Raw genomic sequence first — 11,546 nt, forward strand, 5'->3', positions numbered from 1 at the left:
GCGGGCCGAATTCCTTGCGGATGCGCCAAACTTTGGTCCCAGTTGCGGCTATGGTATCGGCCGATTTCAGCAACATCCGACCCGGACCGGTCCGATCACCATGTCGTTCATCCTTTCCGACCGCCTGACCTGTGCGGCGGCAGTAGCGCTCGCGATGATCGCCTTGCCGCCCGCTGCGCTCGCCCAATCCGGCTACGATCCGGCGAGCGCCGCCAACATGTCGCTCAGGATCACCACGCTCGAGGACCAGATCCGCCAGCTCAACGGGCAGGTCGAGCAGCTCACCTTCCAGCTCCGGCAGATGCAGGACATGATGCGGCGGATGTCGGAGGACACCGAGTACCGGTTCCAGGAAATGGGCCATGGCGGCGTTCCGGCGAACGCACCGTCGGTCGCCGGCCAGCCGCATGTCATGCAGTATCCGCAGCAGCCGTCCGGCCAGCCGCAGATGCTCGGTCAGGGACTTGGGCAGGCGCCGACGGGTGCTCCGGTCCAGGGCGCGGGACAGCCGCTCGACCTGTCGCAGGCGCTCGGTCAGCCGGGCACGCTCGGGCTCGGCCAGCCCGGCCAGCAGGGCCAGATCCTCGGCGCGCCGCCACAGCCGCTCGGTGCACAGCTCGTCGCAGCTCCGACCGACAGCCCGAAGGACGCCTACGATCTGTCCTATGGCTATATCCTGCGCGGTGAGTTCGACTTGGCCGAGGCGAGCTTCCGTGACTTCCTGACACGCTTCCCGGGCGACGAACTGGCCGGGAATGCCCAGTACTGGCTGGGCGAGTCGCTCTACGCGCGCGGCAACTATCGCGATGCGGCGGACGCGTTCCTGAAGGGCTTCAACAACTATCCCGATAGCGCCAAGGCGCCCGACAGCCTCTACAAGCTCGGCATGTCGCTGAAGGAACTCGGCCAGACCGATGCGGCCTGCTCCACCTTCGCCGAGCTGCCGCGTCGCTATCCTCGGGCGCCGCAGGCGGTGCAGGAGCGCGCCCGCAGCGAAATGCAGAAAAGTGGCTGCTGAACCCGGATCCGATGGCTTCCGGCGGGACTTCAGTCCGATCTGTCCGGCCGAGGCGGAACAACTGCTCGCGCCGCTCGCCGAACTGCCGGCGCTGGCGCTCGCCGTGTCCGGTGGCCCCGACAGCCTGGCGTTGATGCGGCTCGTCGCGGGCTGGCGGGCCGGCCGCGCGAAGCCTCGGGTTCTGGTGCTTACCGTCGATCATGGTCTCAGGGCGGAGTCGCGCGCCGAGGCCGAGCGGGTCCAGCTGATGGCGCAGGCGGCAGGGCTGCGCCACGAAATCCTGACCTGGGAGGGCGATAGGCCGCGTCGCGACATCCAGTCGGCGGCCCGTGCGGCAAGATATCGGCTGATGGCCGAACGATGCCATCAGCTCGGGATCGGCGATCTGGCGACGGCCCATCATCTCGACGATCAGGCCGAGACGCTGCTGCTGCGGCTCGCCAGGGGCTCCGGCGTCGACGGACTCGCCGCCATGGCCTTCCGCTCGATTCGCGAGGGACTGACGATTCACCGGCCGCTGCTCGATGTGCCCAAGTCGCGCCTCGTCGCGACGCTCGCGGCAGCTGGCGTCGCCTGGAGCGAGGATCCGTCCAACACCGATCCCGCCTTTGCGCGGGCGCGGTTGCGCGCGCTGGCGCCGGCGCTCGCCGCCGAGGGCCTGACCCCACGCCGTCTCGCCGACACCGCCCGGCGGATGCGCCGGGCCCGCGAAGCCCTTGAATCGGCAGCCGCCGCGCTGACCAGGGAATCTGTCAGCGTCGATCGGGCAGGCTTCTGCCGGATCGTCGTGGACCGGCTCGGCGCAGCGCCGGAGGAGATCGCGCTGCGGGTGCTCGCGCGGTTGGTGATGGCGATCGGCGGTGCCGACTATCCGCCGCGGCTCGATCGGCTCGAGCGGCTGCATGGCTGGCTTGCGGCGGGCGGCGCGCAGCGAGGCGCGACGCTCGCCGGCTGCCGATTCGTGCGCGCGGGGGCGCATGTGCTGGTGATGCGCGAGGAAGGGCGCACGGGGCTGCCAGAGGTGGCGCTCGGACAGGCGGCCGCACTTGTCTGGGACCGTCGGTTCCGGATCGCTGCGTCAAGTTGCCCCGTACCGGTGACATCGGTGCTGGTGAAGCCGCTCGGCCGCGCCGGCCTGGCGGTGCTGAAGGCGGAGGGCCTCATGCGCCCGATCCCGGCGCTTGCCGCCCGAACGACACCAGCGCTCTACGACGGAGAGCGGCTCGTCGCCGCGCCGCTGGCGGCAACCGGTGGCCCCTTTGCGCCGGCCTGGCTCGAGGTCTCCTTCCTTGGCGCGACGCGGTTTGCCGGGGGAGGGCATTGAGCAGCAGAGGCAACCCAGCCGGGACACGGAGCGTTTACGCCTCGCTGCGATAAAGTGACGTGGCTCATTGGCAAGGTTGCCGCAGCTGCCTATCTTAACAGTCGAAACGTCCCGGCGGACCAGGTCCGCCCGGCCGCTCCGAGGCCTCACCGGTCAGTCAGGACACGAATGAACGCCAATTTCCGGAACTTCGCCCTGTGGGTGATCATCGGTCTCCTGTTGATCGCCCTGTTCAACCTGTTCCAGAGCCCGAGCCAGCGCGCGGCAACGAACGAGATCAGCTATTCGCAGCTGCTGTCCGAGGTCGATCAGGGGCGGGTGCGGTCCGTTACCATCGCCGGGCCGCAGGTCAGCGGCGTCTTCAACGATGGCCGCACCTTCCAGACCTATCTGCCCGACGATCCCAACTTCATAACCCGGCTCGAGGACAAGGGCGTGGCGATCAGCGCCAGGCCGCCGACCGACGACGTGCCCTCGCTCTTGGGCGTGTTCGTCTCGTGGTTCCCGATGCTGCTGCTGATCGCGGTGTGGATCTTCTTCATGCGGCAGATGCAGGGCGCCGGCGGCAAGGCGATGGGATTCGGCAAGTCCAAGGCGAAGCTGCTGACCGAAGCGCACGGGCGCGTCACCTTCGAGGACGTCGCCGGTGTCGACGAGGCCAAGGAAGATCTCGAGGAGATCGTCGAGTTCCTGCGCGATCCGCAGAAGTTCCAGCGGCTCGGCGGCCGAATCCCGCGCGGCGTCCTGCTCGTCGGACCTCCCGGTACCGGCAAGACGCTGCTTGCCCGCGCCATCGCCGGCGAGGCGAACGTGCCGTTCTTCACCATCTCCGGCTCTGACTTTGTCGAGATGTTCGTCGGCGTCGGCGCCAGCCGTGTGCGCGACATGTTCGAGCAGGCCAAGAAGAACGCGCCCTGCATCATCTTCATCGACGAGATCGACGCCGTCGGCCGCCATCGCGGCGCGGGGCTCGGCGGCGGCAACGACGAGCGCGAGCAGACGCTGAACCAGCTGCTTGTCGAGATGGACGGTTTCGAGGCGAACGAGGGGATCATCCTGATCGCCGCGACGAACCGGCCGGACGTGCTCGATCCGGCGCTGCTGCGGCCGGGCCGCTTCGACCGCCAGGTTGTGGTGCCCAACCCCGACGTCATCGGTCGCGAGAAGATCCTCAAGGTGCATATCCGCAAGGTCCCGACCGCACCGGATGTCGACATAAAGGTGATCGCGCGCGGCACCCCCGGCTTTTCCGGTGCCGACCTTGCCAATCTGGTCAATGAGGCGGCGCTGCTGGCCGCCCGCCGCTCGAAGCGGCTGGTGACGGCTGCCGAATTCGAGGATGCCAAGGACAAGGTGATGATGGGCGCCGAGCGCCGGACCCTGGTGATGAGCGAGGAGGAGAAGCGCCTCACCGCCTACCACGAGGCCGGCCACGCGCTGGTCGCGCTGCACATGCCGGCCTCCGATCCGATCCACAAGGCGACGATCATTCCGCGCGGCCGCGCGCTCGGCATGGTGATGCGGCTGCCGGAGCGCGACCAGGTGTCGCTGACCCGGGCCAAGTGCTACGCCGATCTCGCCGTGGCAATGGGCGGCCGCGTCGCCGAGGAACTGATCTTCGGCCACGATAAGGTCACCTCGGGCGCTTCCGCCGACATCCGCATGGCGACCAAGCTCGCCCGGGCAATGGCGACCCAGTTCGGCATGTCCGACAAGCTCGGGCCGCTGATGTATGGCGAGAACGAGGAAGAAGTGTTCCTCGGCCATTCGATTGCCCGCCAGCAGCACGTCTCAGACGAGACTCAGAAGCTGGTCGATCAGGAGATCAGGAACTTCGTCAACACGGGCTACGAGACTGCGAAGAAGGTGCTGACCGAGAATCTCGAGGATCTGCACACGATCGCCAACGGCCTGCTGGAATACGAGACGCTGTCGGGCGAGGAGATCCGCAACCTGCTCGACGGCAAGCCGCCGATCCGCGATGCCGAGGTCGACACCGGGTCGCGGCCAAAGGCCTCCGCGGTGCCGACCGCCGGCAAGCCGAAGCGCTCCGGCGGCGAGTCGGAGGCGGGCGGCATGGAACCGCAGCCACAGGCCTGAGGCGGACGCCGGGATCACCGCCGGAGGCGGTTCGCACCGGACCGAAGCGATCCGACGCCGGCGTCTCGTCTGGCTGCGATCAAACCGGTGAACCGGACTCCATGTCACCAGATCACGCTTCAGGGACGGCCCGTTCGGGGGCCGTTCGCCTGTTGCGGGGCGGCGTCAGCCGTCTCAGCCGATCTCGAGGTAGGTCTGCCGGGTTCTCGCGTTGATGAGGAGGCTGCTGCCGCTGCGGCGGTCGGCGCCCAGATAGGTTGCCATTGCGCCGCGGCGCCGGTCCGGGCCGAAATAGGACGGGGTTGCAACGAAGCCGCGGCGGTCGAAGACGATGCTTTCGATGCGCTGGTAGAGGGCCTTGGCACTGAACGGGAAGGCGAGGAACTCGTCGATGCCGGTGTCGCGGGCACGCAGCACACGCTCGCGGGTGACGTTCGCCATGACGATGATCATCGGCAGGAACGGATCTGGGAAGGAATGGCGGTTGCGCACCGCCGCGGCCAGCGCCAGCGAGGACGACAGGCGACCGATCGCGTTGATGATGAGGATGTCGGGCTGGCTGGCGGACAGCTGCGCCAGCGTCATCGGATCGCAGGCCTCGCCCACGATGCCCATGCGGCGCATCTCCCATATCGCCAGCACGTCGCGCAGTAGCGGCGCGATCGAGGGATAGCTGTCGACGAGGCCGATCGAGGTGTTCCTGAGTTCGGCCAGCGGTCGCAGCGGGGCGGTCTTGCGATCGAACACGACGTTTCCCGCGAGCCGACAGCCCCGGAGCGCTGATCCGGGGATGCCGATGTGACCCGATACGGCGCCAGACTAGCCATGTCAGCATAAGCGGGCTTTTCGCGCGCCGTTGCAATTTGCAGAAAGCTCGATGGATCGGCCACCACCTGTTCCCGGTCGCCCCCTTGGCGTTCATGCCGCCGCGCGGCAATGCCGGCGCCTGGCGGTAGACTTTCCTCCGGATCCGGGACTGCAACATTCGCTCATCAATTTTGAACCTTTCTGCCGTAGGGTGCGGCCATAATGCCGCCCGGATCGACGCCGCCAGTGCCGCACGGCCCGAGGCGTCGAGTCGCTGCGGGCCGTCGTGGAGGTCTCGTGAGACGGGGAGTGCGCCGATGAGCAACAGCTATTTCGGGACCGACGGGATTCGCGGCCTCGCGAACCGCTATCCGATCACGCCGGAGATCGCGCTCAAGGCCGGTATGGCCGCCGGTATCGCCTTCCGGCGCGGCACCCACCGGCACCGGGTGGTGATCGGCAAGGACACGCGCCTGTCGGGCTACATGATCGAATCCGCGCTGGTCGCCGGTTTCACGTCGGTCGGGATGGACGTGTTCCTGCTGGGGCCGATGCCGACGCCGGCGGTCGCGATGCTGACCCGGTCGCTGCGGGCCGATCTCGGCGTGATGATCTCGGCCTCGCACAACCCCTATCATGACAACGGCATCAAGCTGTTCGACCCGGAAGGCTACAAGCTGTCGAACGGCACGGAGGATCAGATCGAGACCCTTATCGACTCCGACATGAGCGAATACCTTGCCGCCTCCGCCGCACTGGGGAGGGCCAAGCGGATCGAGGGTGCACACGCCCGATACATCGAGTTTGCCAAGCGCACGCTGCCGCGCGACCTGCGGCTCGACGGGCTCAGGGTGGCGCTGGATTGTGCCAACGGCGCCGCCTACAAGGTCGCCCCCGACGCGCTGTGGGAGCTGGGCGCCGAGGTGGTGACGCTCGGCGTGGAGCCGAACGGCTTCAACATCAACAAGGGTTGCGGCTCGACCGCACCCGACGCGCTGTGTCGCAAGGTGCACGAGGTGCGTGCTGACATCGGCATTGCGCTCGACGGCGATGCCGACCGCGTCATCATCGTCGACGAGCGCGGACGGATCGTCGACGGTGACCAGCTGATGGCTGTTGTCGCGCAGTCGTGGCACGAGGACGGCCGGCTGTCGAAGCCGGGCATCGTTGCCACGGTGATGTCGAACCTGGGTCTCGAACGGTATCTCGGCTCGATCGGCCTCGAGCTGGTGCGCACGCCGGTCGGCGACCGCAACGTGCTCGAGGCGATGCGCGATCAGGGGTTCAACGTCGGCGGCGAGCAGTCCGGCCACATCATCCTGTCGGATTTCACCACGACCGGCGACGGGCTGGTGGCGGCGCTGCAGCTCCTCGCCGTGGTTGCCAGGTCGGGCAAGCCGGTCAGCGAGGTCTGCCACCGCTTCGAACCGTTGCCACAGGTGCTGCGCAATGTGCGGTACCGTGGCGGCCGGCCGCTGGAGTCGAAAGACGTGCTTGCGGCGATCGAGGAGGCCAGGGATCGGCTGGCCGGTGCCGGACGTCTCGTCATCCGTCCCTCCGGCACCGAGCCGGTGATCCGCGTCATGGCCGAGGGCGAGGATCAGCGGCTGGTCGAGGCGGTCGTCGGCGACATCGTCGAGGCGCTGCAGGGCGCGGCGTAGGGTTCCCCTACAGCGCCCGGACCAGCGCGTCGAAGAAGCGCTCGACGTCCTCGTCGTCATTGTAGAGGTGCGGCGTGACGCGGATCGAATCGCCGCGGACGCTGACGAAGACCTGCTGCGCCGCGAGCTTCGCCAGCAGGCCTTCGGGCACGCCGCCGGGTCGCCTGATCCCCAGGAAGTGTCCGGCGCGGCAGTCGTCGGGAAGCGCGGTGAAGCCGAGGCCGGCGGCGCGCGCGGCGATCGTACGGTTGCGCGCGGCCAGCGTCGCGGCGATGCGCCGCACGTCCCAGCCGAGGATCTGCTCGAGCGCGGCGACCGCGACCGGCATCAGGTGGAAGGACGATCGCTCGCCCATGTCGTAGCGGCGCGCGCCGGGCTGATAGTCGTCGGCATACTCGACGAGGCGGGCGAAATCCTCAGAGCCGGTCCGGATGATCCAGTTCTCCTCGATCGGCCTGCCATTCTGCCGGTGCGGCGCGGCGTAGAGGAAGCCCAGTGAATAGGGGCCGAGCAGCCACTTGTAGGCCGCCGCGACCATGAAGTCGGGCTGCACCGCTGCCACATCGAAAGCCAGGGCGCCGGCGGACTGGGTGAGGTCGAGCACCAGGGCGGCGCCGTGGGCGCGGGCCAAGGCGCCGACGCGCACCAGATCGACGAGCGAGCCGTCTGTCCACAGGCAATGGGGCAGTGCAAGGATTGCCGTCTGCCCGCCGATCGCTGCCGCGATCGCCGATGTCCAGTCGATACCCGGACCGGCCACGGCTTCCGCACGCCGGACGATGCGCAGGCTCGCCCCGCTGTCGGCCGCCTTGCGCTGCCAGGCGTAGACGTTGGACGGGAACTGGTCCTCCAGCACGACAATCTCCTGACCCGGTTCGACGCGCAGATTCGCGGCCGCGACGGCGATGCCGTAGGAGGCGGACGGGACGATCGCGATGTCGCCCGGTGAGGCGCCGACAAGGCGCGCGAACAGGGCGCGGGCGCGCTCGGAGTCGGAGAAGAAGTCGCGCGGCGTCAGCTGCCACGGCCGTGCCTTGCGACGAAGGCCGGCCTCGCCGGCGGCGACAGCGGCAGTCATCAGCGGCGACATGTAGGCGCAATTCAGCCAGGCAATTTGGCGCGGCAGGTCGAACAGGCTGCGCTGGCAGTCGATCGGGGAGGGGGCGGTCATCCGGGTATCCAGTGCGGTGTGTCCGGCAGGTCTGGATCGTGAGACTGTGCCGAAGCGGGACTCAGCGATCACAAATGGTTACCGGGACTGGTTAAGCGACGTGGTTAAGCCGCATTTAACGATTCGCCCGGCATTCTCCCGACGAGCCTAGTCATCATCGCGTCGTTGTCACGCGGCGGCGCCAGTTCGGGAGCTATCGACCCATGCGCGCAGTTCGTCCTCTGATCCTCGGCCTTTCTGCCACAACGCTGCTCGGTGGTGCGTCCGCCCTGGCCGCCGACATGCCGGCCCCCTATTTCGAGCCGCTGCCGGAGGCGGTGGTCGGCGGCTGGTACCTGCGCGGCTATATCGGCATGACCAACCAGTCGGTCGACAAGATCGACAATGTTCTGTTCGCCGCGCCAGCGGTGTTCCAGTTCCTCGATTCCGGCGGCTTCGATTCCTCGCCGTTGTTCGGCGCCGGTGTGGGCTACCGGTTCAACGACTGGATCCGCGTCGACGTCACCGGCGAGTATCGCGGCAAGGCCGCTTTCCGCGCGCTCGACCGCTATGACATCACCGGCGACGGCATCTGGGACGGCACCAACGACTACAGCGCCTCGAAGAGCGAGTGGCTGTTCCTGGCCAACGCCTATGTCGATCTCGGCACCTGGTACGGCATCACGCCCTATGTCGGCGCCGGCATCGGCACCTCGCGCAACACGATCAGCCACTTCCAGGACGTCAATGTACCCAACAACGCGGTTGCCTATGCCGGTGACAGTTCCAAGTGGGACTTCGCCTGGGCGCTGCACGCGGGCGTCGGCTACGAGGTGACGCCCGCCTTCACCGTCGATCTCGGCTATCGCTACATCAATCTCGGCGACGCCCAGAGCGGCGACCTGATCGCCTCCGACGGTACCAACGTCATCTACAATCCGATGTATTTCAAGGACATCACCTCGCACGACGTCTATCTGGGCGTGCGCTACGCGTTCAACTGAGTCAGGGGCAACCGAGGCAGGGGCCGGCCGGCGGCCGCTTCGTCTTTCGCTCGGATGGTGCGAGGGCGAAGTCCGCCCCTCCGGGGCGCGCCGCGGCGTCGCGGCGCGGTGCTGTCAGGGGCATTGTCCTCGCCATCCCACCCTCTTCATGCCCGGGCCTGTCCCGGGCATCTCCTGCCCCGCCGCGAGATTGCCGGGTCGAGCCCGGCAATGACGTTAAGGGGGAGACGACGTGCCCGATCGGGGGCGACGTCGGAGCGGAGGCGGCGACGTGCCCGATCCAGGAGCCGCTGCGGGGCGCATTGGCGCTGAACCTGCGGGAACTCCGGCCGGAGGCGGCAGCGCCGGCGGGCCTCAACCGGCCGGCATCTTCTCGAACGTCGCCAGTGAGGGATCCAGCCGGTCCCATGCGTGTGCGCGCATGCCGTAGGTGACCACCTGCGGTTTGAACATGGCCGGGTCGTCGAGGCTCGAGGCGTGGACCGTGAACAGGTCCGGCATCGCGGCGAAGGTCAGGTAGACCGGCGTGCCGCAGGTCGGGCAGAAGGCATGGGACTTGACGTTGCCGCTGTCGGCGATGATGTCCCAGGTCTTCGCCTCGCCCGTGAGCGTCACGTCGGCGCGCCGCGGGAAGGTCAGGTAGGATCCATGGCCCGTGCCGCTTCGCTTCTGGCAGTCGAGGCACTGGCAGTGGTTCTCGAAGATCGGTTCGCTGCGGGTCTCGTAGCGGATCGCGCCGCAGGCGCATGCGCCGCTGTAGAGCTTGGTCATCGTTGTGCTCCGTCGGTTCGTGTCGCGGTTCCTGCCTGGCTCAACCCGTCTTCGGCTTGGCGAAGACGTCGAGGCCGCGGCCGGTCTCCAGGAAGGACTTGAGGCTGGAGAGGACCACCGGCCAGCCTCTGGAGATGCCGCTCGCCATGGCGCTTCCGGCCTCGAGTTCATCGTGGCTGACGGTCAGGCGGACCATGTCCTCGTAGGCCTCGATCGCGAACGTCACCCGGCTGTGGGCGGCCGGGTCGTCGGCCTCAGCCGGGCTTGCCCAGCTGATGACGAGACGGGTCGGCGGAGAGGTCTCGATGACATTGCCGACGAGCTGGACCGTGCGCTCGTCGTTGGCGCGGACGTGCTGCCACGTCGATCCGGGTTTCCAGTCGGAGACGTTCTCGTGGCCCCAGTAGCGCCTGGCGAGATCGGGTCTGGTGATTGCCTCGAAGACTTTCTCGGGTGTCGAGGCGATGTAGGTCACGTAGACGAAGCTGGTGGTCGACTTGGTCATTGCTTGTCTCCTTCGAGGTCCTTCTTGAGGTCATGCAGCAGGCCGAGCCGCTGATGTTCGAACTTGCGCACCCACCGCTCGTAGACCTCGTGAAGCGGGACCGGGTTGATGAAATGCAACTTCTCGCGACCGCGCCTGACGGTGCTCACCAGGTTGGCCGTCTCCAGGATGCCGAGGTGCTGGGTGACAGACTGGCGGGCCATCTCCAGGTTCTCGCAGAGCTGCCCGAGCGTCTGGCCGTTCCGCTCGTACAGTAGGTCGAGCAGCTTCCTGCGCGTCGGGTCGGCCAGCGCCTTGAATATCCTGTCGTCGTCCATCGGGCTCGTTCGCATGCTCGTGGTCTAGATATGCAGGCAAATACCTGCATGTCAAGCGCAGGCGTTTGCCTGCATGTCGGCGGTGCTTCCGCCCGCTTCGCAGCGACGGTAGCAATAGGAGCCTTCGGAGGCGGGGGTGGAGGCGAACCATGGAGCAGTCCCGCGCCGAAACGGAGGAGGCAGGCATGTCGACGACATCCGACAATCGCTCCACCATCACTGTCTTCGAGCGGTCACCCGATCGCGGTCGGGGCTTGGCGCGCGACATGCGGGTCCGCTGGGTGCTCGAGGAGGTGGGGCAGCCTTACGATGTCCAGCCTGTTTCGTTCAGCCAGATGAGGGAACCCGCCTATCGGGCGCTGCAACCCTTCGGACAGATCCCGACCTACCAGGACGGCGATCTGGTCCTGTTCGAGTCGGGCGCGATCGTTCTGCATATCGCGGAACGGCATGTCGGGCTGCTGCCGGGAGATGCGAGCGCACGGTCACGCGCGATCGTGTGGATGTTCGCGGCGCTCAGCACGGTGGAACCGCCGATCGTCGATCGCGAGATGATCGGGTACTTCGAGCGCGAGGAGGGCGGGAACGCGAGGCGCATCGCGCTCGCCGACGATCGGGTCCGCCTGCGCCTGGGCGATCTCTCCCGCAGGCTGGGCGATACCGCCTGGCTCGATGGCGCGTTCAGCGCCGGCGACCTGATGATGGTCGACGTGCTGCGCAGGCTCGGCGGATCAGACCTGCTGGGCGAGTTCCCCAACCTCACCGCCTATGTCGCCCGTGGTGAGGCGCGACCCGCATTCGGGCGCGCCTTCGAGGCACAACGCGCGCTCTTCATCGCCGCCTCGCCGGGCGGGTGAAAGCCTGTCGCGGACCTGACCTGGCCATCAGT

At 67.7% G+C, this 11,546-nt stretch carries 11 protein-coding genes; 6 read left to right on the forward strand and 5 right to left on the reverse strand.

The features are described from left to right. The first annotated feature begins 100 nt into the window (after positions 1–100). The 3 genes from ybgF to ftsH all read left to right on the forward strand — a co-directional run bounded on the left by ybgF (position 101) and on the right by ftsH (position 4,442). Positions 101–1,018 (forward strand): tol-pal system protein YbgF, encoded by a 918-nt coding sequence (gene ybgF, locus EDC22_RS01100; protein ID WP_132804754.1) that lies wholly within the window; start codon positions 101–103, stop codon positions 1,016–1,018. Further along, on the forward strand, positions 1,008–2,342 hold the full coding sequence (tilS, locus tag EDC22_RS01105; RefSeq protein ID WP_165926738.1) for a tRNA lysidine(34) synthetase TilS: 1,335 nt from the start codon (positions 1,008–1,010) through the stop codon (positions 2,340–2,342). Before ybgF ends, tilS begins: the two co-directional genes overlap by 11 nt. 168 nt (positions 2,343–2,510) lie before the next feature. Then, positions 2,511–4,442 (forward strand): ATP-dependent zinc metalloprotease FtsH, encoded by a 1,932-nt coding sequence (gene ftsH, locus EDC22_RS01110; protein ID WP_132804756.1) that lies wholly within the window; start codon positions 2,511–2,513, stop codon positions 4,440–4,442. Between the two features lie 174 nt (positions 4,443–4,616). On the opposite strand, the gene EDC22_RS01115 is transcribed toward ftsH, so the two are convergent. Beyond that, positions 4,617–5,189, reverse strand: a complete 573-nt coding sequence (locus EDC22_RS01115) for a response regulator (RefSeq protein ID WP_132804757.1) — start codon at positions 5,187–5,189, stop codon at positions 4,617–4,619. A gap of 377 nt (positions 5,190–5,566) precedes the next feature. Between EDC22_RS01115 and glmM the strand changes: the two genes are divergently transcribed. Continuing rightward, positions 5,567–6,910, forward strand: coding sequence for a phosphoglucosamine mutase (gene glmM / locus EDC22_RS01120; RefSeq protein WP_132804758.1), 1,344 nt, complete (start codon positions 5,567–5,569; stop codon positions 6,908–6,910). A gap of 7 nt (positions 6,911–6,917) precedes the next feature. On the opposite strand, the gene EDC22_RS01125 is transcribed toward glmM, so the two are convergent. Further along, on the reverse strand, positions 6,918–8,081 hold the full coding sequence (locus tag EDC22_RS01125) for an aminotransferase class V-fold PLP-dependent enzyme (protein WP_132804759.1): 1,164 nt from the start codon (positions 8,079–8,081) through the stop codon (positions 6,918–6,920). 203 nt (positions 8,082–8,284) lie between these two features. Between EDC22_RS01125 and EDC22_RS01130 the strand changes: the two genes are divergently transcribed. Further along, on the forward strand, positions 8,285–9,064 hold the full coding sequence (locus EDC22_RS01130) for an outer membrane protein (protein WP_132804760.1): 780 nt from the start codon (positions 8,285–8,287) through the stop codon (positions 9,062–9,064). A 354-nt stretch (positions 9,065–9,418) separates the two neighbouring features. Here the strand turns inward: EDC22_RS01130 and EDC22_RS01135 are convergent, their stop codons facing one another. From EDC22_RS01135 to EDC22_RS01145, 3 genes are read right to left on the reverse strand one after another with little or no spacing between them, the layout of a single operon-like run. Beyond that, positions 9,419–9,835, reverse strand: coding sequence for a GFA family protein (locus tag EDC22_RS01135; RefSeq protein ID WP_132804761.1), 417 nt, complete (start codon positions 9,833–9,835; stop codon positions 9,419–9,421). Between the two features lie 40 nt (positions 9,836–9,875). Then, positions 9,876–10,340 (reverse strand): SRPBCC family protein, encoded by a 465-nt coding sequence (locus EDC22_RS01140; RefSeq protein ID WP_132804762.1) that lies wholly within the window; start codon positions 10,338–10,340, stop codon positions 9,876–9,878. After that, positions 10,337–10,657 carry an ArsR/SmtB family transcription factor gene (locus EDC22_RS01145; protein ID WP_132805102.1) on the reverse strand — a complete coding sequence of 107 codons (321 nt, stop codon included), beginning with the start codon at positions 10,655–10,657 and terminating at the stop codon, positions 10,337–10,339. The genes EDC22_RS01140 and EDC22_RS01145 overlap by 4 nt, the downstream gene beginning before the upstream one ends. A gap of 185 nt (positions 10,658–10,842) precedes the next feature. Here EDC22_RS01145 and EDC22_RS01150 point away from each other — a divergent pair, with 185 nt between their 5' ends. Continuing rightward, positions 10,843–11,514 (forward strand): glutathione S-transferase family protein, encoded by a 672-nt coding sequence (locus tag EDC22_RS01150; RefSeq protein WP_132804763.1) that lies wholly within the window; start codon positions 10,843–10,845, stop codon positions 11,512–11,514. Positions 11,515–11,546 lie beyond the last annotated feature (32 nt).

Origin of the sequence: Tepidamorphus gemmatus, assembly GCF_004346195.1 — a bacterium.
Lineage (GTDB): Bacteria > Pseudomonadota > Alphaproteobacteria > Rhizobiales > Tepidamorphaceae > Tepidamorphus > Tepidamorphus gemmatus.

What these genes read in the sequence shown, in the direction of transcription:
- ybgF (WP_132804754.1), top strand. Translation starts at nt 101, where the DNA reads ATGTCGTTCATCCTTTCCGACCGCCTGACCTGTGCGGCGGCAGTAGCG.
- ftsH (WP_132804756.1), top strand. Translation starts at nt 2,511, where the DNA reads ATGAACGCCAATTTCCGGAACTTCGCCCTGTGGGTGATCATCGGTCTC.
- glmM (WP_132804758.1), top strand. Translation starts at nt 5,567, where the DNA reads ATGAGCAACAGCTATTTCGGGACCGACGGGATTCGCGGCCTCGCGAAC.
- EDC22_RS01125 (WP_132804759.1), bottom strand. Translation starts at nt 8,081, where the DNA reads ATGACCGCCCCCTCCCCGATCGACTGCCAGCGCAGCCTGTTCGACCTG.
- EDC22_RS01130 (WP_132804760.1), top strand. Translation starts at nt 8,285, where the DNA reads ATGCGCGCAGTTCGTCCTCTGATCCTCGGCCTTTCTGCCACAACGCTG.
- EDC22_RS01135 (WP_132804761.1), bottom strand. Translation starts at nt 9,835, where the DNA reads ATGACCAAGCTCTACAGCGGCGCATGCGCCTGCGGCGCGATCCGCTAC.
- EDC22_RS01140 (WP_132804762.1), bottom strand. Translation starts at nt 10,340, where the DNA reads ATGACCAAGTCGACCACCAGCTTCGTCTACGTGACCTACATCGCCTCG.
- EDC22_RS01145 (WP_132805102.1), bottom strand. Translation starts at nt 10,657, where the DNA reads ATGGACGACGACAGGATATTCAAGGCGCTGGCCGACCCGACGCGCAGG.
- EDC22_RS01150 (WP_132804763.1), top strand. Translation starts at nt 10,843, where the DNA reads ATGTCGACGACATCCGACAATCGCTCCACCATCACTGTCTTCGAGCGG.